General features: G+C 63.9%; 18 protein-coding genes. 10 read left to right on the plus strand and 8 right to left on the minus strand.

The genetic code is table 11. The annotated features are described in order from the left end of the window. Positions 1-91: 91 nt before the first annotated feature. The 4 genes from G3W89_RS30960 to tnpC all read left to right on the plus strand — a co-directional run bounded on the left by G3W89_RS30960 (position 92) and on the right by tnpC (position 2,661). Positions 92-235: a hypothetical protein gene (locus tag G3W89_RS30960; protein WP_014386447.1), complete on the plus strand. Its 144-nt coding sequence runs from the start codon at positions 92-94 to the stop codon at positions 233-235. A gap of 83 nt (positions 236-318) precedes the next feature. Next, complete coding sequence (gene tnpA / locus G3W89_RS30965; protein ID WP_014386446.1) at positions 319-660, plus strand: IS66 family insertion sequence element accessory protein TnpA; 342 nt, start codon at positions 319-321, stop codon at positions 658-660. Further along, positions 657-998, plus strand: a complete 342-nt coding sequence (tnpB, locus tag G3W89_RS30970; RefSeq protein ID WP_014386445.1) for an IS66 family insertion sequence element accessory protein TnpB — start codon at positions 657-659, stop codon at positions 996-998. Before tnpA ends, tnpB begins: the two co-directional genes overlap by 4 nt. A gap of 145 nt (positions 999-1,143) precedes the next feature. Further along, complete coding sequence (tnpC, locus tag G3W89_RS30975; RefSeq protein WP_059153614.1) at positions 1,144-2,661, plus strand: IS66 family transposase; 1,518 nt, start codon at positions 1,144-1,146, stop codon at positions 2,659-2,661. A 303-nt stretch (positions 2,662-2,964) separates the two neighbouring features. Here the strand turns inward: tnpC and G3W89_RS30980 are convergent, their stop codons facing one another. Together G3W89_RS30980 and G3W89_RS30985 are read right to left on the minus strand one after the other, a co-directional pair. After that, a complete protein-coding gene (locus G3W89_RS30980) occupies positions 2,965-5,877 on the minus strand; it encodes a Tn3 family transposase (RefSeq protein ID WP_012478196.1) in 2,913 nt (970 codons plus the stop codon). A gap of 77 nt (positions 5,878-5,954) precedes the next feature. Beyond that, on the minus strand, positions 5,955-6,419 hold the full coding sequence (locus tag G3W89_RS30985) for an MYG1 family protein (RefSeq protein WP_162570824.1): 465 nt from the start codon (positions 6,417-6,419) through the stop codon (positions 5,955-5,957). A 328-nt stretch (positions 6,420-6,747) separates the two neighbouring features. Between G3W89_RS30985 and G3W89_RS30990 the strand changes: the two genes are divergently transcribed. After that, a complete protein-coding gene (locus G3W89_RS30990) occupies positions 6,748-7,188 on the plus strand; it encodes a hypothetical protein (RefSeq protein WP_162570823.1) in 441 nt (146 codons plus the stop codon). Positions 7,189-7,293: 105 nt separating this feature from the next. Then, the gene (locus tag G3W89_RS30995; RefSeq protein WP_162570822.1) at positions 7,294-7,827 is read left to right on the plus strand and encodes a hypothetical protein; all 534 of its coding nucleotides are present in this window, start codon (positions 7,294-7,296) and stop codon (positions 7,825-7,827) included. Positions 7,828-7,895: 68 nt separating this feature from the next. Here G3W89_RS30995 and G3W89_RS31000 read toward each other — a convergent pair whose 3' ends face one another. Both G3W89_RS31000 and G3W89_RS31005 read right to left on the minus strand, forming a co-directional pair. Beyond that, positions 7,896-8,048, minus strand: a complete 153-nt coding sequence (locus tag G3W89_RS31000) for a hypothetical protein (RefSeq protein ID WP_157103372.1) — start codon at positions 8,046-8,048, stop codon at positions 7,896-7,898. 96 nt (positions 8,049-8,144) lie between these two features. Then, positions 8,145-9,047 carry a helix-turn-helix transcriptional regulator gene (locus G3W89_RS31005; protein ID WP_232076905.1) on the minus strand — a complete coding sequence of 301 codons (903 nt, stop codon included), beginning with the start codon at positions 9,045-9,047 and terminating at the stop codon, positions 8,145-8,147. 106 nt (positions 9,048-9,153) lie between these two features. Between G3W89_RS31005 and G3W89_RS31010 the strand changes: the two genes are divergently transcribed. From G3W89_RS31010 to G3W89_RS31025, 4 genes are all read left to right on the plus strand, one after another. Continuing rightward, the gene (locus G3W89_RS31010; RefSeq protein ID WP_162570821.1) at positions 9,154-11,781 is read left to right on the plus strand and encodes a PD-(D/E)XK nuclease family protein; all 2,628 of its coding nucleotides are present in this window, start codon (positions 9,154-9,156) and stop codon (positions 11,779-11,781) included. Further along, on the plus strand, positions 11,778-14,984 hold the full coding sequence (locus G3W89_RS31015) for a UvrD-helicase domain-containing protein (protein ID WP_162570820.1): 3,207 nt from the start codon (positions 11,778-11,780) through the stop codon (positions 14,982-14,984). The genes G3W89_RS31010 and G3W89_RS31015 overlap by 4 nt, the downstream gene beginning before the upstream one ends. A gap of 39 nt (positions 14,985-15,023) precedes the next feature. After that, positions 15,024-15,668 (plus strand): hypothetical protein, encoded by a 645-nt coding sequence (locus tag G3W89_RS31020; RefSeq protein WP_068674392.1) that lies wholly within the window; start codon positions 15,024-15,026, stop codon positions 15,666-15,668. Between the two features lie 334 nt (positions 15,669-16,002). Then, a complete protein-coding gene (locus G3W89_RS31025) occupies positions 16,003-16,656 on the plus strand; it encodes a hypothetical protein (protein ID WP_162570699.1) in 654 nt (217 codons plus the stop codon). Between the two features lie 25 nt (positions 16,657-16,681). Here the strand turns inward: G3W89_RS31025 and G3W89_RS31030 are convergent, their stop codons facing one another. The 4 genes from G3W89_RS31030 to G3W89_RS31045 all read right to left on the minus strand — a co-directional run bounded on the left by G3W89_RS31030 (position 16,682) and on the right by G3W89_RS31045 (position 21,172). Continuing rightward, the gene (locus G3W89_RS31030; protein WP_162570819.1) at positions 16,682-17,509 is read right to left on the minus strand and encodes a hypothetical protein; all 828 of its coding nucleotides are present in this window, start codon (positions 17,507-17,509) and stop codon (positions 16,682-16,684) included. 25 nt (positions 17,510-17,534) lie between these two features. Then, the gene (locus tag G3W89_RS31035) at positions 17,535-19,655 is read right to left on the minus strand and encodes a GYF domain-containing protein (RefSeq protein WP_162570818.1); all 2,121 of its coding nucleotides are present in this window, start codon (positions 19,653-19,655) and stop codon (positions 17,535-17,537) included. 66 nt (positions 19,656-19,721) lie between these two features. Beyond that, the gene (locus G3W89_RS31040) at positions 19,722-20,678 is read right to left on the minus strand and encodes a hypothetical protein (RefSeq protein WP_146039520.1); all 957 of its coding nucleotides are present in this window, start codon (positions 20,676-20,678) and stop codon (positions 19,722-19,724) included. Positions 20,679-20,764: 86 nt separating this feature from the next. Further along, positions 20,765-21,172: a hypothetical protein gene (locus G3W89_RS31045; RefSeq protein ID WP_232076906.1), complete on the minus strand. Its 408-nt coding sequence runs from the start codon at positions 21,170-21,172 to the stop codon at positions 20,765-20,767. Positions 21,173-21,265 lie beyond the last annotated feature (93 nt).

A 21,265-nucleotide genomic window follows, 5' to 3' on the forward strand; every position in this document is an offset into this window, starting at 1 on the left:
CCACTTCGAGCCCTACGGCAACGCTAGGAGCCACGCGGCAGGCTAGGAGCGTGGGCGGCAGAAGCAGGGAATCCCCTGATGACCTGCGCACATGAGTGAGCGTTCAAGCTGCATGGCCATAAGTTACCGCCCCTACGAACCGCAACAAGAGATGCTGCTGTCCGCATCGCTGCAGGACTGGCTGCCTGCGGGGCACCTGGCCTACTTCATCAGCGACACGGTCGATGCGCTGTAAGCGTTCCGCGAACCCATCTTTCATCTCACCGTTGAAGCTGCGAACCTCGGGTCTTCGCAATCAACGAACGAGACGAGGTGGACATGGATCGACAGCAGATGGAACGGTGCCTGGAGCAAGTGGCGGCGTATCGTGCCTCTGGCCAGAAGGCGCAGGTATGGGCCGAGGCCAACGGGGTGCCAGCGGGAACGCTGCAAAGCTGGTGCGCACATGCGCGGCGCTGGCAGGCGCGGCTCGACGGCGTCAGCCCTGAGCCCTCGCCAGCCGCCAGGCCGAGCGGCTTCGTGGCCGCCCGCGTGGCGCCTGGTGCCGCATCGACATCGGTGCGCGTCGAATTGAACGTGGGAGGCACCCGGCTCGATCTGCATTGGCCGCTGGCGCACACGCGTGAACTCGCTTCGCTGCTGCGGGAGTTCGGCCGATGATTCGCATCGACGTCATCTGGCTGGCGCTTGGCGCGGCCGACCTGCGCGGGGGCATCGACACGCTGTTGGCCCAAGTGGTGCGCGGCTTCGCGCTGGGCGCGCAAGCCCACCACGCCTACGTGTTTGCCAACCGCCGCGCCGACCGGCTCAAGGTGCTGGTCTACGACGGCGCGGGCATGTGGCTGTGCACCCGGCGGCTGCAAGCGGGCAGCTTCGCCTGGCCGCGCCAGGACACGGGGTCACTTCAACTCACGCGCGAGCAGTTCGACTGGCTCGTCGCGGGCCTGCCGTGGCAGCGCCTGGGCAGCGCGCAGCCGCAGTCGATCACGGTGGTCTGAATGCGCTCGATTCGAGGTCGGGATTTGCGCGTTTGTCTATTGGAGAAAGTCATGCCTCGCGCGCACGCGCGCGCGAGGCATGATGGCGGCCATGCTCGAAGGCCCGGACACCCACACGATCGATGCGCCGGGCGCACTGGATTCGATGCAGGAGCTGCGCGATGTGATCGGGCGCATGCAAGGCGAGCTGAAGTTCAAGCAAACCAGGATCGAGGCGCTGAACTTCGAGATCGCGCGGCTGAAGCGCTGGCGCTTCGGCTCCTCCAGCGAGAGCCTGGAGACGAGCACGCAGGCGGTGCTGTTCGATCAGATCCTGGCCGACACGGCGCTGGAAGACCGCGCCGCCCAGCAAGACCAGAAGCCACCGGTAGCGCCACCCCGGGCCAAAGGCCAGGCGGTGCGCCAGGCGCTGCCGGCGAGCCTGCCGCGCATCGATCACCATCACGAGATCGAGCAGACCCACTGCGAGTGCGGCCAGCCCTTCAAGCGCATCGGCCAAGAAGTCAGCGAGCAGCTCGATTGCGTGCCGGCCCAATTCTTCGTGCTGCGCCATATCCGCGGCAAGTACGCCTGCACGTGCTGCCAGACGATCCAGGCCGCGCCGATGCCCGCGCAGATCATCGACAAAGGCATCCCCGCGCCGGGCCTGCTCGCGCAGGTGGTGGTGGCCAAGCACGACGATCACTTGCCGCTGTACCGGCAGGAAGAGATCTACGCGCGCTCTGGCGTGCACATCCCGCGCTCGAGCATGGCCCAGTGGATCGGCATCTGCGGGGTGCGTCTGGCACCGCTGGCCGATGCACTGAAGGGCTTCATCCTCAGCCACGGTGTGATCCACGCCGACGAGACGCCGGTGTCGCTGCTGGCGCCGGGGCGCGGCAAGACCAAACGGGCCTACGTCTGGGTCTACCGCACGACCAACTTCGTGGCCCAGCGCGCGGTGCTGTTCGACTTCACCGCCAGCCGCGCCGGCGAACATCCGCGGCGCGTGCTGCGAGGCTTCGGCGGCACGCTGGTCAGCGACGATTACAGCGGCTATTTTGGGCTTCAGGCGCAAGGCGTCAGCGCCGCACTATGCTGGGCCCACGCGCGGCGCAAGCTGTTCGAGGCGCACGAGTTCAACGCCAGCCAGATCGCCGGCCAGGCGGTGGCGCTGATCGCAAAGCTGTACGAGGTCGAGCGCGAGGCGCGCGAACTCGAACCCCAGGCACGGTGGCTGCTGCGCCAGCAACGCTCCAGGCCCATCGTCCAGGCCCTGCACCTCTGGCTGACCGGGCAGCGCCAGAAGCTGGCCAATGCCGACGTGACGGCCAAGGCGATCGATTATTCGCTGAGCAATTGGCGCGCGCTCACGCGCTACCTGGACGACGGCGACGTCCCAATCGACAACAACGCGGCGGAGAACGCGGTGCGCCCGCTGTGCGTTGGCCGCAAGAATTGGCTTTTTGTAGGCTCGCAGCAGGCCGGCGAGCGCGCTGGCGTGGTCATGAGCCTGATCGAGTCGGCCAAACTAAACGGGCACGATCCCTGGGCCTACCTCAAGGACGTCTTCGAGCGTCTGCCCACGCTCAAGCAGCGCGACCTCGCGCAGCTGCTGCCGCACAACTGGCGGCCTGCCACCGACATCGCCGTGCCAAACGCGGCGCTCGCCGCCGCCGCGTAGAACCATCCTTCAACACGCCGTCATCGACGGCGCAAGGGTGTCGTTCGCGGAACGCTTACGGTGTGCCGGCGGCGCCGGCGCAGTTGCTGCCGGTGCGAATCGAGCCGAACCTGGCGACCGTGCCGCAGCGCGAAGGCGGCCTGATTGAAGTGCAGATCCACGGGGTCGATTTGTTTTCGTTGTCAAAAGTGACGGTAGGAGATCGAGCACTGGCGTAGGGGTGGCCTGCCAAGCCATTGATTTCATTGGGTTTCCTGTTGATTTTTTTGATCGCCGTTTGAGGGCGCAAAAGCGTGCTCGGTTTCAACCGCCGGTCCCGGTTTTCGGCGTGGTCTGTGACGGCAGGATTTCACTGGCATAACGCTCCACTGGAAAGCGGAATACGCCCCTCAAATTGATACCTTGCAGCCGCGTCGGCGCAATTTTCCCCGTGAGCTCCGCCGGGATGACCTGACGCCGGTTGGCCCAGCGGTCCAGAACGGCCTGCATCTGGGTTGTGTTCCAGGCCATGATGATGTTGGCCAACAGACTCAAGGCGTCAGCCACCGCCTGCATTTCCTCGGCCCGCTTGGCCTGAGCCGGGCTCACTCTGCCGGTATAAATCGCCCGCTTCAAGGCATTGACCGCCTCACCCCGGTTGAGTACCCGACGCAGCTCATTCCTGAAGGCGTCTTTGACAAAGTAGTCGGCCAGGAACGCAGTTCGCAGCAAGCGCCCCAACTGAACACCCGCTTCGTAGATGGGGTCTCCCCGCGCCGCCGATCCAAATCTGGCCAGCGCTGCAACTGCGCTGGCGTTGCCGCTCATCACCGAGGCTGCCAAATGGACCAAGGTGTCCCAGTGCTTCTCAATCAAAGCGGTATCGACGGTAGCCTCGCAAACTGCTGCGATCTCCGGTGGAATGATCGTGCCACGCGGCACGTACAGATGACGCTGCTTCAATTCCTTCAGTCGTGGGCATAGATCGAACCCCAGTAGCCGGGCCAACGCCATGGCAAAGTCGGTGTAGCCGTGGGTGTCCACCGCCAACTGGCTGGTCTCGATGGATTCTTGGCGCACGACACCCTCAATGGCGACCCCTGCCTGGCGCTCATTGAGCACAAAAGGCTGCGCGTAGAAGATCCCCCATCGGTCACGCACATGGGAGTAGATGCCAATCGAGGACGTGTTGCGTCTTGGATCCTGTCGGGCCTGCCACACCCGTTGGGTGGTTTCCATGCTCATCATGTCGGACGACGCCAGGTCCGTGCGACCCCATGTCGCTGCAATGGGGTGCCGTTGCATGAACTCCAGCACCGCGTGGCAGGCTTGACTCAAGCGACGCTCGTCCCCGGCCCAACGCATGGCCTGACGGATGCTGGTGGCAGACAACTGCGGAATCATACGGGCGCATTCGGCCGCCGTCAGACTGGTGCCGTGGGCCATGATGCCGGCGTAGACCATCAGCAGCTCTTCTGTCGAACGTGGCTCGCGGCCAAGCATGATCCAGCTGAAACGTACCTGAGCGTCAACGGCCAGGATCACTTCTGGGAGTTGCACCTCACCGATCCTCAGGTCAAGTTTGGCCCTCAACTTAATCACCTCTGGATCTTCATCCTCTGCCGGCAATACTGAAAGGTGGAGTTCTTCGTCCACGCGCAGCACACCGCTGCGCGCGGCGACGGCCACTGCCTCCACGCCGGCGCGTACCTTGGCCAGCAACGGCTTCAAAAGTGTGGATGCATTGGCTGGCAGTGACAGTCGGGCATAGTGCCGTTTGGCTTCTTCCTGCCAGCGCGCATCAGTGAAGAACAGGCGTGCGCGGCCACGAAAGCTCAGGCTGTGCTCAATCCACACCGAACCGTTGCGCACGGCACGTCGCAATGAAAACAGGGTGGCCACCTCCAAGGCCCGAAACGCGCGCTCCCGGTCGGCACCCGCAATCGCGCCGCTCCAGACCGAACCCAAGCGAGGGGCGCTGACATCAGCAGGTAGTTCGCGAAGTTTGCCCGCGTACAGTTTCGTCAATTGGGCCAAGGCTGTGGTCACCGGGTGCTCGCTATTGGCCTGCCAGGGCAGCTTGGTGATTTCGGCCAGCAAAGAGCGCACGGGACGTATGGCGTCAAACAAACGCTCACGCACCACCGAGGCCCGGCTGGGTGGTTTGCCTTGCTGGCTGGCACTGAGCAGGGCAACAATTCGAGCCCGCAACTCCGCGTCTTGAAGTTCACCCTGGGCGACCAAACCAGCCAGCTCTGCCAGCAATGTCTTGTACAGGTCAGCCCAATTGACCGTCTCCGTGACACCTGCTGCGACCGTGCGCCAAAGATCGGCAACGCGCCGCTGAACCATCAAGATAGCTTGGTCTGTGCTGGTAAACAGGCAGTGCCGTAAAAAGCAGCCAACCTCCACTGTGCGAGCGGGTTCTTTGATCCTGGCCCCCACCGAGGGAGGCCTTGAAGCCAGGCGGCGTGCATAGCGCCGCACAATGAGACCGGACAGGTCGTCCAGGTGTTTGTGGACATTCAGGGCGTACAGCAGTTCGATTCGCTCGAACACCTCGCCAATTTGTTTGGTTGAGTGTTTGGCCGGTGCCGACCACAACCAGCTCTGCTGGGTTTGCCCATCCGGGCGCAATGCGGCCATGGCATCCCGCCAGCGCACCAGTTGTTCGGGCAGCACAGATGCCGCAATCGTTTTGGCTGTTTCTTCTTCGAGTTGTCCCAGCGCCGCTGTGACCAGGACACGGATGTCACGGTCGCGCAGGATCAGGATCTTGCTTTGATACAACCAGCGCCGAGCGAATACGAGCAATTGATCCCGATCGGCGCAGCGGGCCACCTCATCGCGCAGGGTGCGTACCAGGGCGCGACGTTGGTGCTCCGTCATCCAATGAAACCCCAGGACATCACAGGCCAGTTGTTGATGGTCAAAGAGGGTTCGACCGCGAACATACAGGGCTCGCAGGGATGCCAGTTCAACAGCAGTGATGCCGATTTCGTCACCCAGATGGCGCCACAGGGTTGTCGGAACGATGCGCACCGAATTCAGCAGGCGCCCGCTCAAGCGCAAGAAACCTATGTGCAGTGCCAGACCCAGCTTGTGGGCGTTGCTTCGGCGGGCGTTGATGAGCTCGCGCTCAGTACGGCTGTACGTGAAAAACGACTGAAGCTCGAAGGTGCTGATTTCCCTTGGCAGCTCTCGCAGGCCAAGGTAGGTTGTGTGCCAGCTTTGCATCTTGTGTCTCCGGTGATTGGGGCAGACACAATACGCCTGAAAAAGTGAACAGGAAAACCAATGAAATCAAGGGCTTATCAGACCACCCCTACGCCAGTGCTCGATCTCCTACCGTCACTTTTGACAACGAAAACAAATCGACCCCCTTGCGCGGCGCCTGTGTCGGCCATGTCCAGATGCTGCATCAACTCGTCGTCGATGGAGCTGGCAACACGAGCGGCTTGCAGCGGCGTGAGCTTGGGCGCGACGGCCTGCACATAGGCCTGGCCGTGAGCAGCCCAGACGAGGCCGGCGCTGGCATAGACGACGCCGCTGGAGCGCGCGCCAACGAAGCCCTTCTGATGGTGGTCGAAGCGACCGTTCACCGGGTCCCAGATTCCGCCGACGTCGACCGCAAACTGCGCGCGCCGAATGAATTCAGGGTTGCGGGTGCGAACGAGGGTGGCCGCAGGGAAGAGCTTGGCCAGCACAGCGCAGGCTGCCACGTCGTCGGCGTGGAAAGAACCCGAATGGGTCGCGATAACAGGGTTTTGTTTCTTCATGGGGTTCCTGGATGTTGTTGGTCCTGCTTCGTGTAGCTCGCCGCCTTCATACCAGGCGGGCATCTGTTCAGAAAACCAGTTCTCCCGTGCCTGCAGGCCGAGTCCTCGGAAAGAGCTTGCCGTGGCGGAAATGCGCCTATTTCTGTCGGAGATTTTCCTTGCTATCCCTGACCCCCGCGCCTTTAGAGAGGCACGGAGCCTGGCGGGCTTCCCTATACCCAGAAGGTCATCTACCAAGGAACTCTATGCCCAAGAAACTCACCCCTGAAGAAATCGAACTCCGACGGAAGGAGGCGGCCCAGGCCCGAGAGCTCCTGATGCTCGAGCGGTGGGAGAACAAGCGCCAAGAGGCGGAGGCGCTCATCCCTGGAACGTCCGCCTAGCACTCACCCCGCGCCATCTATGGCTGCTGCTGGGTGTTACCGAGACTGACGAAAGCGAATACCTGGTCCGCAAGCGCGGCAGGTCATGCGAGACCAAGTGGTTTGACCGCATCGCGCCTCGCGCGCGGCCGACCGCCTACGGCCTCAGCAAAGGTGTCAGCGGTTTTACCAACCGCATCGGCGCCGACCTCAACGACCTACTGCATCTGTCGCGCAACGGCTACGTGTACTCCACGACCCGAGGCCTTGCGGTGGTCGAGTACTTCCGTTCCCTCTATCCCGAGCTACGCCTGAAAAATGGCGCCAAGTTCAACTGCCACCAGCCCTTAGAGGTCGCGGGCTTCATGACCGTGCCGAACCTGAGCTGGCGCGGATGGAAAGATTGATTTTCGAGAGCCCGCTGCATCACGCTGCGGGCTTTTTCCACGCCCGGCACGCAACCAAGCTTCCTGCCGACAGCTACCATCCTCGCCATCGAAACAGGAGACCAGATGCCAACGACCAAGAAGAATTCCACGACTCTAGTCACTGAAGTCTCTGTGGACCCCGCGGCCGGACCGCCGAAGGTCGAGGTCCCAGCGACCCATCTGGAGAAATGGCAAGCCGCCGCAGCATCCGCGGCCAAGACGGGTCGGATGGCCAACACCCTGGCCAAGGCGCTGGCACAGCGAAGCTCGAAGCGATGGAAGTTTGTCGACTTTCTCGGGCCAGCGGGCCGGGAGTCCGCAGGCATTGTGGACATCGTTGCCATCCGCAAGAGCGGTGGAAAGCCGAACCATCCGGCTCACCCGCAGCTGAAGTCGCTGGACCTGTTCGACATCACGCTCATCCAGGTCAAGGGCGGCTCGGCGCCGAAGCCAACCGAGGAGGACATTGACCGGTTGAAGGCGGTGAAGGACGTCTACCGCGCGAAGGCCATCGTCCTGTTCCAGTGGCGCAAGGGGGTGGCAAGCGGTTTCTACCTCCTCGACGAGGTGACCCACGCCTGGGTCCAAACGCCGTCGAAGGCGCTCTTTGGCTCGTAAGGGTCGCCACCCCGGCACGAAGAAAAGCCGCCCCGATGTACGAGGCGGCTGAATTGGAACGAAACGCGCTAAAACAGCGCCTTGAACGACTGCCACTTGATGGTGGCTTGGCACCAGGTATAGGAGCTGCCGTTGGCGCGGCAGTTCTTAAACCCGTTCTCGGTGTACGCATCGCCCAGGTACCAGAGGCCCCCGACGAGGGCCATAACGACGAGGGCCACCAAAGGGCGGCCAGCTGCACCAGGTCCAGGAGTTTTCGGGACATGCTCCACAACCAACGCACTTGAGTGCAATCATTCGTCCGTCTTTCGTGGTCATCACGCCCCGCCCTCCTCCGCGGGCGCCGCCGGCAGGAACTTCATCACCGCGGCACGGTTTCTCAGCACGATTTGCTGCACATGCGGCTCTGAGGCATCCACCTCCAGCAGCCCGAGTCGCTTGAGTGAATAGAAGAGAAGTGCCTGGCGACATTCCAGAACGACCTCTCCGTCGACCATCCCGTAGTCGAGCTCGATGACCTTGCGATGGGCCTTCGAGAGACGTGAGTTCGGCGCCAGCACCAGGCTGACCTGACGGTGCCAAGCCTCGTCGTCTGCGCCGTCGGTGCCGGCGTCCTCGAGTACCTCCACGCCGAGCATCCGCGCCATCACGAAATCACGAAAGTCGCCGCGTGTGTGGCAGAACGCACGGACGTGCCACCGGTAGCCGTCGAAGGCGACCGCATGCGGAGAGATGATTCGCGCTTTGGGTTCGGCCGAGGACATCGATTGGTAGGTCACGCGCAAGCAGACACGCTGCCGTATCGCGGTCAGCACGGCCACGACGGTGTTCGCCTCCAGCTTTCTCGTGGGCGCGGCAACGGCGGCCGTCGGCGGCGTCCAGCCCAGGAAGCTCTGCTCTGCAGGCAGCACCCCGATTTCGCGCGCGAGGAGCTCGTTCAGGTATCGCGAGGGTTCGTTCGAGGGGTAGAGCGGCTCGAACCCGTCGGTGGCCAGGTAGACCTTCGAGCTCCGGTCGTAGACCGCGTTGTTGGGAGCGAGCTCCAGGTACTTGGAGATGTCGAGCGATGCCTGCGGCACCGAGATGCCAAAGAAATTCGTCAGGTCGCTGCGGTTGAGCCGCCCCTCCCAGCGAAGGCGGAAATCCAAGAACTCGAGGCGACGGCCCTGGCTCCAGCGGGCGGGCGCCTTTTCCCCCGCCTCGTCGGAGTCCGGGGGCAATGACGGCTGCTGCGGCATGTCTGGATGATACGAAAAATCAGTTCTTTAGTCTTCTTTTTATACGTATAATTTTTGTACGCGATTCGCGGTGCTGTGAGGAATCCGGATGCAGGTCACCTTTGGATTGAGACTTGACGAGCGCCAGGGCCCCTCGGACAGGGGGTACTTCAGGGAGCCGGTCGTCGGGCGCATGGGACTTCTTGGCCTGTTGGAGACCTACCTGGGTCTGGCTCGGCCGGAGGTGCCGCAGGCGCAGCGCGTGGCGGCGTACCTCGGTCACCTGCGCAAGTTCGACGACGGCAGCCGCTTCTACAGCCGGTCGCTCCAGGTAGACGACGTCGGCACCGCAGCACTTCTTCTCTCATGGCGCGACGAGTGGCGCCTGGGCGGCTGGGATGGAAAGGCATCGCCCTCCTCTCCGCTGCGCATCCAGGAACTGGCGAGCGTCGAGGAGGCTGCTTTCGGCCACGTCGCACCTGGCGAGGGTGAGCGCCTGGTGGAAGTGGCCTCTGCGCTCGCTGCAGGCAACACGGTGCCCATTTCGCAGGTCAGGCTCGCCGACCCCTCTGCGAGCTTTCCGGCCATGTGGCGCGCTGTTCTCAATCACCTGAAGGGCGTGCACGAGCCCCAAGCCGCCGAACCTGGCGGCAAAGGGCAGCTTCGTGAGCTGCAGCGCCTCGCCGCAGAATCTGTGGCCAATGGCCAGCTGAAAGCCCCCGAGGCCTTTGCTCTCAACGATGGAACCGTCCAGGTCCTGCAAGCACAGTCGCGCGAGACCGCCGAGCACTGGCTGAGCGCTTGGTGCCGTGCCAACCCGGCGAATCGCCTGGTGCTTTGCGAGCAAGGGGGCGACTCCCTGGACGCCACCTTGATGGCAACGGGCGCCGCCGCCTGTGGCTTCGACAGCCCGAGCAGCCTGCGACCCGCGCTGCAGACGCTGGGGCTGGCGCTCGAGATGCTGTGGGCGCCGCTCCATATCGGACGCCTCGTCGAGTTCCTCGTGCATCCCTACGGGCCGTTCAGCCGAGCTGCGAGAGGCAAGCTCGCGCGTGCGATTGCCGAGCAGCCGGGTCTCGGCGGAGAGGCCTGGATTGCTGCCAAGGCGAGCATCGGCGAGAAGGAAAACGCGCAGACACTTCTGGAGGAGGTCGCCTTCTGGCTCGAGGGGGAGCGCTGGTCCCGCGCAGACGGCGCCCCCATCACCGAGGTCGCTGTCCGCGTCGAGAAGGTGCGCACGGCGTTGCAACGACGCGCCGTCCACCAAGCTGGTGAAGCTGCGACCATCGCGCCGGCACTTCGCCAGTGCGACGCCGTGCTCGTGGGCCTGGCCGAGCTGCGCCAGCAGGGCCTGGAGCACCTGGTACCGCGGCAAATCGAACAGCTGCTGGCGCAGTCCACGCCCGCCGGCGCGACCAACCCCGCTGCCGTCTCCCAGGTCGGCTGCCTGAAATCCGCGACCACCGCGGCCGCATGCCTCGAGCCTGCAGGTGAAGTCGTCTGGTGGATGCCTTCGACGCCGGCCCTTCCCCGGCCGCTTCCTTGGTCGCAAAGCGAGGTCGATGCACTCAGGAGCCTGGGGGTCGAGCTTCGTGACCCCAAGCGTGAGCTGGAGCTGCTCGCAACGCAGTGGCTGCGCCCACTTTTTGCTGCCAAGGAACGCTTCGTCCTGGTGCTGCCGCCGCCGGGTGCGGAAGAACACCCCATCTGGCAACTTATCCGGCAGTTGGCGCCGAAAGTGAAGGTGCACCGCATCGATGACGACCTGTACGGCACGCACCTGGGCTCGATTGCCCGTCGCGTCACCGATGCTCCCCTGCAGCGCGCGGGGCGCTACCTCGAGCTCGAGCGTCCCCTCGCCTCTCGCAAGAAGCACCAGTCGTACACGGCACTCAACGAGCTCTTCAACAACCCCGCCCTCGCCGTCCTGAAGGACGTGGCCCACCTGCGACCGGGGAGTGGCCTCGACGATGAGCACGAGAACAAGCTACTTGGCAACCTTGCGCATCGGGTGGTCGAGCGATTCTTCCAACAAGAACATGTTCTGCGCTGGACCAGCGCGCAGGCCGGCGCCTGGTTCGACGCCATGGTCGACGAGCTCCTGCTCGCAGAAGGCGCACCGCTCCTGATGCAGGGCGCCGGCGTAAGCATGAGCCGGTTCAAGCGAATCTGCCGCACGGCGCTCCTCACCTTGCTCACACACCTGCAAAGCGCCGGCGCTGTTCGAGTCCAGGTGGAGGTTCCTGTCCAGGGATTGCTGGGCGACGTGGAGGTCATCGGCAAGATTGACCTGCTGGTCGACCTGCCGCAGGAGCGCAGTGTCACCCTTGACCTCAAGTGGTCCGGCACCAAGCGGCATGGAGAGGCGCTTGTGGAAGGCCGCCACCTGCAGCTCGCGCTGTATGCAAGTCTGACGCACCAGGTTTACGGGCAGCTGCCCGTGGCCTTGGGTTACTTTGTCTTCGACTCGGCAACGCTGCTCATCTCCACGCCTGGCATCTTCCCGGATGCCCAACTGCGCAAGCCCGCGGGCGGCGTCACGGTCGACCCGATGCTGGCTCAGGCAAGGGAAAGCTGGAAGTGGCGCATGTCCCAGTGGGCGGAGGGCACCGTCGAACTGGTCGACGCCCAGGCGGACATTGCCGAATTCCAAGGGCCGGAAGGCACCTTGCCGGTCACCACGCTCGGTCCCTTCCATCGTGAACACCTCACCCTGCTCGGAGGCTGGGAACAATGAATCCAGTTGAGTTCATCAGTGCCGGCGCAGGAAGCGGCAAGACCTACCGCCTGACGAGCATCCTGTCGGAGGCACTCCTTGGCGGCAACGAACCGGTGCGCCCCCACGCGGTGCTCGCCACGACCTTCACGGTGAAGGCAGCCACGGAGCTGCGCGAACGCGTGCGCACCAGACTGCTCGAGCATGGCCGCATGGACCTGGTCACAGCCATCGGCCAGGCGCGCATCGGGACCGTCAACAGTGTCTGTGGCCAGCTGCTCGAGCGGTTTTGCTTCGAGATGGGTCTCTCCCCCGACCAGACGGTGCTGAGCGAGGCCCAGACCAAGAAACTTCTTGCCCGTGCGCTCGACGACACCTTCGACGCCGAGCGTCGCACGGAACTGCTGACGCTCATGCGCCGGCTGGGGATGGAGGACGCCATGTGGTCCGACACCATCGGCAAGGTGGTCAAGGCCGCTCGCGAAAACGACATTTCCAGAGAGGCGCTTCGCGCAATGGGCGCGACGAACGCAGACCGGATGCTCGAGAACTGGCCGGCGCCCGAGGGTGGCGTCGACCATGCCGCCAGGCTGCTGGAGGAACTCGCGACGGCCAAGACGGCGGTCGCCAAGGACATCGAGTCCCGGGACGCCGCCGGTGGCAGGGTCGACAAGGTCATGCGGGACGGCATCGAGGAGCTCGAGCGCTTGCATCGCCTCTTCAAGTCGGGCAACTGGACCTGGCCTGACTGGCTCGCCGCATGCAACGTCAAGATTGGCGCCAAGCTCGTGGGTCTCGTGCAGCCGGTCGTCGACGCGGCGCAGGCGCACGAGCGTCACCCGCAGTTTCACGAGGAGGTGCGGCGCTACCTCGACCTTGTGTTCAGCCTGGCCACTGACACCCTGGACACCTTCAGACGTGCCAAGGAAGAACTCGGTGCGGTTGACTTCATTGACCAGGAGGTCGAACTGCTGCGGGCCTTGCGCGAGAGCGAAGCCGTGCGAGAGGCCTTGTCGAGCGAGCTCGACCTCGTTCTCGTCGACGAGTTCCAGGACACGAGCCCGCTGCAGCTCGCGCTCTTTGTCGAAATCGCCAAGCTCGCCAGGCGCTCGGTCTGGGTCGGCGACCCCAAGCAGGCCATTTACGGATTCCGCGGCACTGACGCCTCGCTCATCGCGGGGGTCATCGGCGCCGTCCAGGGCTGGGGTGGAATCATCGGCGACCCGCTCACCGACTCCAGGCGCTCGACCCCCGCGCTGGTGTCGCTCGCGAACGCCGTGTTCGTGCCTGCGTTTGCGCCGGACCTCGAAGCCGACGCCGTGAAGCTCGCGCCGACGCGAGGCGACATCCCCGGCCAGCCAGCGCTCTACGACTGGACCTTCGAGAGCAGGAAAGGCGAGCTCGACTATCTCGGGCTCGGCCCTGCCATCACGGAGCTCCTTGCTTCCGGAGCGAAGGTCTACGACAAGGGCACGAAGGAGCTGCGCGCCATCAGGGCGGGCGACATTGCTGTGCTGTGCCGCACGAACGACCAGATTGATTACGCCGCGGCAGCTCTCGCGCGCTGGAGCATCCCGTCGGCGAGTGGCCGCCCGGGCCTCCTGTCAACGCCCGAGGCCTTGCTGGTCACAGCGTGCCTTCGTCGCCTGCAGGACCCGACGGACACCGTGGCGACGGCGCTCATCCTCACGCTCGCGGCCGGCATGCCCGCCAAGGAGTGGCTTGGCGACCGCCTGGACCATCTTGCCGCGGAGAAGCCGTCCCATGAGTGGAGGGCCACGGGCAACAATGCGCATCCCTTGCTTGCGCGGCTGGAGACGCTTCGCCCGTCCCTGCTCTCGCTGACGCCTGCGGAAGCCCTCCGGCTGGCCAAGGCGGAGTCCCACGTGGCCATGCTGGCCAGCGCCTGGTCGCGCACACCGCAGGAAGCGCGCGTTCGTGTCGACAACGTGGAAGCGCTGCTCGCGATGGCCACGACCTACGAGAGCGAGTGCGTCTCTTCCAAGCAGCCTGCGTCGGTGGGCGGCCTCCTGCGGTGGCTGTCAACTCAAGCGGCTGGCGGCGAGGACGCCCGGGCCGCTGCCGCCGATGACGCGGTTGCCGTGCTCACGCACCACGGTGCAAAAGGCCTCGAGTGGCCGGTTGCCATCCTGACGGGCCTGGGCGCCGGCGCGCGCACCGCGGTCTGGGATGTCCGTGCGCGCACCAATGCCGAGAAGCTCGACCCGCAGGAGCCCTTGCGCGACCGCTTCATCCACTGCTGGCCGAGAACTTTCGGCAAACGCAAGGCTCCGCAAGCGGCGCTCAACGCCGAGAACTCCCAAATCGGCCAGGCGATGGCCAAAGCCGGCCTGGAGGAAAACAAGCGCCTCCTCTATGTGAGCATGACACGCGCTCGAGACGCGCTCGTCCTGGTTTCAGCCATGAAGACCAGGCCCGACCGCTCCTGGGTCGACGAGGTCGGCGCCTCAGAACTACTTTTTGGTGAAAGCGGCGTGATGGTGCTGCCCGACGGTCGTCATGTGCAGCGCGAGACCAAGCTTTGGTCCGCCGCCGACTGCGCCGCGGAGCCACCGGCGGCCACTGCCGCTGACCGCAGTTGGTTCAGCCCTGCCGCGCCGCTTGCCAGCCGTCCGCTGTGGCACCGGCCCAGCACCGGCGAAGGCGCCGAGGCGAGCGTCTTCGCCGTCGGTGAGGTCGAGGCTGTCGGCACCCGCATTGCCATCTCGAAGAGCGTCGACATGGTTCTCCTTGGAACGGCCTTGCACCATTGTATCGCCCGCTCTGGCGTGGCCGGAAGCATCTCGGGCGAGGACGTCGAGCGGCTCTTGACGCGCTGGGATGTTGCGCACGCTGTCGACACGGGCGCCGTGGTCGGCCAGGTCGACTCCTTCCTCGCCTGGATTGCCAAGCGCTGGCCCGGTTGCCCGGTTCACGTGGAGGTGCCCATCGAGGTCGACCGTGAGGACGGCACGCGGCTGCGCGGGCGCATCGACTTCCTCGTTGACACACCAGCCGGATGGGTCCTCATCGACCACAAGTCCAACCCGCGCGGTGCGACTCACGATGAGGAGCTCGTGCGCGAGCACGGGCCTCAGCTCGCCTCGTACGCGGATGCGCTGGTCCGCGCGACTGGACGGCCGGTTACCGAACAGTGGCTCTTCTTGCCGGTAGCCGCTCGGGCGCTGCGCGTTCGAGCTCTCCCTAGCCTTGAGGTTGCTTGACCTTCGCAAGCACGAAGCCAACAAGAAAAGGTATGCCGCATGTCCTTTGATGAATCTGACCGCGCAGAGAATGCGGCCGCGTCCACATTGTTCTTTGCTGAAGCCGACGAGCATGAAGGCTTGGAGCTGAAGGTCGGGTATTTGGAGTTCCTATGGATGCAGCCAGGAGCCGCCGCCGAGGCAGACAAGCTCCGAACCCTGATGAGCGACTATCCCCGTGAGGAAGTTGAACGAGCCATCTGCCTGGTACTCGACGCGGGTGGGTGGAGGCCTCACTTGGTGGCATGTGTGGCGCTCCTGTGCGGGCACACGACGCCCAAGACGCTCTGGTACTTGTGGCGGGCAATTCAAGCTGACAGTTGGGTTGCTCCGCAGCTTGTCGCGACTGCATCGTTGGTGGACCCTGAGTTTGCGAACAAGGCCGAATGGGCTCTGCTTTCAACACGCCTGCAGCCCAAGGCCGCAGGAGCCCTCGGCGCCATGCTGGCTGAGCGACTGGGCCCGGAAGATGAACTGCCGGAGGACCTCGAGCAGGCCGTTCAGCGAGGCAGTGCTCATCCTGACGACGCCGCCGGAATCGCACAGACTTGGAAGCAGTCTGTACTGCGGGCCTTCAACGGAGCGGATGGACCTGCACAAGTGAGCGGCCTGGACTGTGCTCGCCGCCTCCCGGCCTCGCATTGAAGACCGTCCGCCACGCAGGCGCTTATCGAGGCGACAGCGGCTGTTCGCCCTCGCCGCTGCTTCGTTTGCGCCATCGTGGAGCTCGACATGCTCCACGAGTGGGCCAGAATTCTGAGAGCGCGGATGGTCATGTACTCAGCTTGCTTCGGTGACTACTTCATCTCGCTTCCAATTCTTGGCTGGGAACGGCGACTCTGATGTGGCGAAAGCCGCGGCGTCCTTTGCACGCTTGAAGCCGTTGTGCCGTTAGGTTGCCAACAGCATCGTGCGGCCAGAACGATAATGAGCACTCTCGTGCTGCAACAATTCAAACAGGAACTGAGGAGAGCGTGAAATGGGACAACTACTAGGCTGGCTGACGATTGCGTTGCCCCTGTCTATCGCGGTCGGCATCTGGGCATCGACCCGCGGCCGAAGCGGTTGGGGATGGTTCTTCCTATGCCTGCTCATCAGCCCCTTGATTGCAGGGATTATTCTCGCAGTCTCGAAGAATCTTGCCACAGGGGAATCGACTCCGGCACCTGGTGCTGGCCGCACCTCAGCGCATTCCTCGTCGGGCGCCATGAATGCCGCTGCGCTGTTCGACGCATCAACCAAGTCCTCCTCCGCTCCCGCACATGTGGGGCCAACAGATGACGATTTCGCCGCAGCGATGGCCGAGTGCGATTCAGCGCAGCGAAAGCCCGGGGTCTGGGCAAAAGCTTTTACAGAAGCTCTGGGCGATGAAGTTCGCTCCAGAGCGCTCTATACCGGCCGCCGCGCTGGCGAGTTGGCTGCAGAGCGAATCGAGCGAGAGAGGGTAGAGCAGTTGAAGACAGAAGAAGGTCGACTTCGTCTCGAGCGTGAGGCCTACGAGGCGAAGCCCAAGGGCACGTGCCCGAATTGCGATACCGTCGTGCTCCTTGACGCAGAAAGCTGCCCGAGCCAGCGCTGTGGTGCCACGTTCACCGCTCCTGGTGGGTGGCGCGTCAAGCCACTGCCGGCGTAAACACGACATCGCGCACCTCGCTCCGTCACATGGCCTGGATGAAGCGGGTGAGATACCACCCGAGGTAAGGCTCATGCAGGTCCAATGCCGCTCCAACGGTGTCACGGAACCACGCGCACACCTCAGTCGGTTCGCCACCTTCAATGTCCGCGGAAACGCGTGCGTGCAGCCCTAGCGGCATGCGCGCGATGCGGGACTTGACTGCAACGGCATAGGCGCTCTCGGCCGCCTTGGCCTGCGTCGGGTTGAGCGGCTTGACGTCGGGATAGCCATCAAGCTCGGCCAGCGCTGCCGCCTGGTACATACCGAGAACGGCCTCGAACTTCTCTGTCGGCAAGCTCGCCATGTACCGGCGCTCATAGACGGCGGACTGCTGGGTGCCCATTTTCCCGAGGAAGAGCGCCTTGCACACGGTAGGCTGAGTGGCCGCAGCCATGTCGAGGATGTATCGCAGGAATTGCGCATGGACCTCGGTCGGCAGGCGGCGCAGCCCCTTCACCTGCAGTTCGACCACGGCCTCGAGCACGTAGTTCTTGCTTTCATCCGCGCCGAGCTGCTTGCCGTAGAACGGCATCACCACCCTGGTCAGATATGGCGCCATCCGTTCGTGCAGCATGACTCTTCGCAACATGGCCTTGACTGCCTCGCGCTTCGGCGGCGCCAGGTTCGGCCCGTACGAGTTGGTCACTGTCTTCTCGAGCAGAGTCTCGTCACTGACGTAGCGCTGCATCCACCGCGAAATCTCGGCCTGCAGTCGAGCTGGCGTTGGCTGCTGGGCGGCTGCCGCGAACGACACCGCCGCGAGCAGCGCAATGCTCAGGCGGCGCAGCCTTGGAAAGAACATGTTTTCCATCGAAGGACTCGCTTCCTTTGTTCAACTATTGAGGTCCGCGCCGCGCCAGGAGCAGGAACTCAACCCCTTGCGCTCGCGCTGATTGCATGTCGAAATGGGCCAAGCTCGCTTGGCCAAGCAGCGAGGCGCAATCGACGCACGCGATTGCTGGCACGTTCTTGAGTTCGAAGGGCCCGACCTTCATCGACTCGATGACGATGCCTCGTGCCAGCACTACTCTGCCGTCGGCTGTCCGCATCTTCACCTGCGGCTCGGTCACCCGGTAGACGACCTTCGTGTCACGCAGCATCGCGTCGCTCAGGCTCGTCCGGCTGGCGCCGGTGTCGACCATGAAAGCCCGCGGCTTGCTCGAGCCCAGGGTCACTGGCGCGAAGAAGTGACCACTGAAGGCCGGCAACCGCAGCGCCGCGCGCTCCAAGGTCTTCTCTGGTTCGGCCTGGTCGATAGCCGTCTCAATGGAAATCCGTTGCGCCACGAAGTACGGCCGGACGCCCTTTGCTTCCAACTGGTTGTCGTAGGCCTGCAGGAGAGACAGCGCCTCGTAGGGCCGCTTCGATTTGAGCAGGAGGCTGGCTAAGCGCCCTCTGACGTCGACCAGGCTCGGTGCCACGGACAGCGCCTTGTACGACCATTCGATGGCGTCGCCCGTGTGGCCCAGCTTCTCGTGGCTGTCGGCGTAGAACGCGAAGAGGTCGTACGCACCCTCCCCGAGGTCCAACGACCTCCTGAGGTGAACGATGGCTTCCTCGTGCTTGTCACGCAAGTTCAGGACCATGCCCAGGCGCGCGGCGCCGAAGGCGTCGTCGGGTCGAAGCCGTACGTACTCGCGCCAGCTGGCTTCCTGGCATCGCAGGTCGCGCAGCTGCACACATTTGATTGCCTGAGAACGGTGGTCCTCCGCCGTCAACTGGTCCCGATTGAGCCAACGCTCCACGTAGCCGCGTGTCATGAGCGTGGTCGCGCCCGAGGTTGCGAGCAGCACCGTGCAGCATCCGACGAAGACCTTCAGGTTCTTGCGCTGGCTGGGGTAGTCGCTCCAGAGCGAGAAAATGACGACGACCGCGACTGGCAGCAGCAGCGTGCCAAGGCCGACTCCGAGCGCATAGGCCAGCGACGCCCTCTCAGGCAGATGGAAGGCCAGGCCGAACGCGACCAGCACCACGGCCAAGATGATTGCTGCGGTCCACAGCGGCGCGCCGGCGGCGCGTTCGCGTAACCTAGCTTGCCTGAGGAATCCAGGCTCAGCGTCCGCGGCCGGCGCAGCCCGGCCCTTGGCCAGCTCCGGGATGTGCTGCATGGGTTTCCAGCTCAGGCGCCCTTCGCGCCAAACCAGCGTGGTCATGCTGATGGTGCCCGCCTGCACAAGCTCCTCGAGCTGCACTGCCGACAGCGGACCGCTCCTGTTTTCGCCTTCTGCGTACCACCAGACCTGCTCGGCTGCGTCTGCTGCGGGCGTGTCGGTCTGCTCCGGCGTCGGCAACGCAGCCAACGGGGCCTCGGCGAACACAGGGTCTCGACGGTCTTCGAGCGCTTTCCGGCCACGTGCTCGCATGCGCAGAGACTCGAGCGGCTCAAGGTCCCCGGCCTGCTTGGCACCAAAGTAGGTGTTCTTTACTCGCTCCGAGTTCGTGAAGTACAGAAACCAGAGGAAGCTTGAAATGAAGCCGCGAACCGTTTGAGCAGCGCCCTCCCCCGCGGCGTTCACGTTGAGGAACGCCCAGGCAGCGCCCACATCGCCGAGGTACATGACGAACGGACTTAGGGCAAGAAAGAGCTTGGCGTGGGTCACGCTCTCCGGCTCGTACCTCGTGCGAAGCCGGTTGGCCATCCAGACCTGCCAGACAATCATGCCCAGCATCAGGCACCAGCAGAAAGCCTTGTATTGCACATAGCTTGGAAGCTCCACGAGCGCGGGGTTGCGCGCCTCCGCCTCGGTGAAGTTCCTGAATTGCGTGCCAATACCTATCAGCGGCGAAAGGACGAATGAAGCGACAAGAAAGAAGCCGAGCCAGCCTCTCGTTCCGTGGAGCCTCTCTCCGCGAGCCTCCCTTTGGCGTGCCGACCGACGTACCAGCCACACGCAACCGGCAATCAGCGCGAGGAATATCAACAGCGGCAGCAGCGAGCCAGCCTGCTCCATGGTCATATTCGCTCCTCAGTCTTTCAGTGTTTTTGTGAGTAGGGCCCGTTCGGCGCTAGAGCGTCCGGGGCATCAACGTTGGTTGTCGAGTCGCAGTCTTTCCACAAATCGCGCGGCGTACCTCCGCAGCGTGTCGATGGAATCGTTCTGGGAGGCAGCAGTGACCATGGCCACGCGCCCGTTTAGATTGACTAGCTCGGTATAGGTGGTTGCGCCATTTGGAGTTCGCAGACTGGCGCATACTCGGTCTTGGTCATCGCAACTCAGCCGAGACCCAGGCATTTCGCCGATGAATCGCTTCTTTACATCGGCAAACTGGGCTGGCCGCACAGGTATCGGCCCATAGCGCGTGTCGTCCAGAACGAGCACGAACTGAACCGGACCCGAGGACCCGAAGTTTGCACTCTGAGGAACGAAGGCACCGACGAAGAAGTTCGAGTTGACTGCCGGTCCAAGATTCTTGTCGGTCGCCGGGTCGACGTTCCATGGCTTCCAGCCAGTGGGCAGTGTCAAGAGCAGCGAACTTGTCGGCATGCGCCCCACTCGCAGCGGGTTTTCGCCGCGGGGCCGGCACTCCGTTCCCTTCGTCGTCCCTGACGAGACTCGGATTGACACCGACTTCAACGAAACCGGCTGCTTTCCCGTTGGGCTCGCCTGAGCAGAAGCCGGGAGTTGGCGCTCAAACAGAAGCCATTCGTCTTCGATACGATAGTTCAGCTCAGAGGCTGGACCTTTCGGCTGACCGGTTACTGGGTCGAGGGTTGTCACCCGCAACTGCCCTGGCCCGGATGGCACATAGCTCGACAGAGTCTCCGTCTTTCCGTTACTGCCGTGGCACGTCGACCGAGCCCGACTACCGTCGTACTCAATGACACAGTCGCCGTTCTGCTCGCGGTGCGTTCCGTCAGCCAGGGTGACTCGAACCTGCTGACTACGCCAGCAGCCGCGTAAAGCGATGTCTTCGGAAGCGGCCACTGCTGCGCCGGCGCTGGACAACAGGACGAGTGCCGCCAGGGCGGGAACAATCAAACACATCGCGCCACGACTTTCACGTCGCCAGCATGCGGCCAGAGGAAAACGCGCTGGCGGGCACCAGAATGAGCCTTGTCGCGACATCATTCCGCCGCCGCGAAGCTCGTGTGCGCAGCCGACTCGCCCGCTACCGCTCGGTTCTTGGATGACATCAGCGCGAGGATGTTGAGCAGGCACGGTGTCGCCATCACCGCGATGAAGACGGCGATGAACAGGCTCTCCCGGGCCTTAAGCGACCACAGGACGAAAGCGACAGCCGCGGCCAGTCCTGCCAGCCACAGCCCATTGAGCGCCAGCGCTCCTACAACGGCAACGCGCGAGGAGTCTGGCCGGAAGGCAATCAGCGCTGCGCCGAAGGGCAGCAGATGAATCACCATGACCCATGGAGAGGCCTGCGGGTAGCGGGCCATGGCAAGCGCGCCGACTCCGAAGCAGGCAACACCAATCCAATCGAGCACCTTCGCCCAAGTCTGCATCGCGATTTCCTCCAACCCGGCGCGTGACCGGTAGTCCCCGGCACGTGCCTTAGCCCTCGACTCCTGAAGCGCCTCCCGTAGGGAGTACCGCCGTTCCATTCTTTTGAG

It is taken from the genome of Variovorax sp. PBL-H6 (assembly GCF_901827155.1).
In the GTDB taxonomy this organism is placed as follows: Bacteria; Pseudomonadota; Gammaproteobacteria; order Burkholderiales; family Burkholderiaceae_C; genus Variovorax.

What these genes read in the sequence shown, in the direction of transcription:
- tnpA (WP_014386446.1), top strand. Translation starts at nt 319, where the DNA reads ATGGATCGACAGCAGATGGAACGGTGCCTGGAGCAAGTGGCGGCGTAT.
- G3W89_RS31020 (WP_068674392.1), top strand. Translation starts at nt 15,024, where the DNA reads ATGTCCTTTGATGAATCTGACCGCGCAGAGAATGCGGCCGCGTCCACA.
- G3W89_RS30995 (WP_162570822.1), top strand. Translation starts at nt 7,294, where the DNA reads ATGCCAACGACCAAGAAGAATTCCACGACTCTAGTCACTGAAGTCTCT.
- G3W89_RS30960 (WP_014386447.1), top strand. Translation starts at nt 92, where the DNA reads ATGAGTGAGCGTTCAAGCTGCATGGCCATAAGTTACCGCCCCTACGAA.
- G3W89_RS30985 (WP_162570824.1), bottom strand. Translation starts at nt 6,419, where the DNA reads ATGAAGAAACAAAACCCTGTTATCGCGACCCATTCGGGTTCTTTCCAC.
- G3W89_RS30980 (WP_012478196.1), bottom strand. Translation starts at nt 5,877, where the DNA reads ATGCAAAGCTGGCACACAACCTACCTTGGCCTGCGAGAGCTGCCAAGG.
- tnpB (WP_014386445.1), top strand. Translation starts at nt 657, where the DNA reads ATGATTCGCATCGACGTCATCTGGCTGGCGCTTGGCGCGGCCGACCTG.
- G3W89_RS31010 (WP_162570821.1), top strand. Translation starts at nt 9,154, where the DNA reads ATGCAGGTCACCTTTGGATTGAGACTTGACGAGCGCCAGGGCCCCTCG.
- G3W89_RS31035 (WP_162570818.1), bottom strand. Translation starts at nt 19,655, where the DNA reads ATGACCATGGAGCAGGCTGGCTCGCTGCTGCCGCTGTTGATATTCCTC.
- G3W89_RS31015 (WP_162570820.1), top strand. Translation starts at nt 11,778, where the DNA reads ATGAATCCAGTTGAGTTCATCAGTGCCGGCGCAGGAAGCGGCAAGACC.
- G3W89_RS31025 (WP_162570699.1), top strand. Translation starts at nt 16,003, where the DNA reads ATGGGACAACTACTAGGCTGGCTGACGATTGCGTTGCCCCTGTCTATC.
- tnpC (WP_059153614.1), top strand. Translation starts at nt 1,144, where the DNA reads ATGCAGGAGCTGCGCGATGTGATCGGGCGCATGCAAGGCGAGCTGAAG.
- G3W89_RS31030 (WP_162570819.1), bottom strand. Translation starts at nt 17,509, where the DNA reads ATGGAAAACATGTTCTTTCCAAGGCTGCGCCGCCTGAGCATTGCGCTG.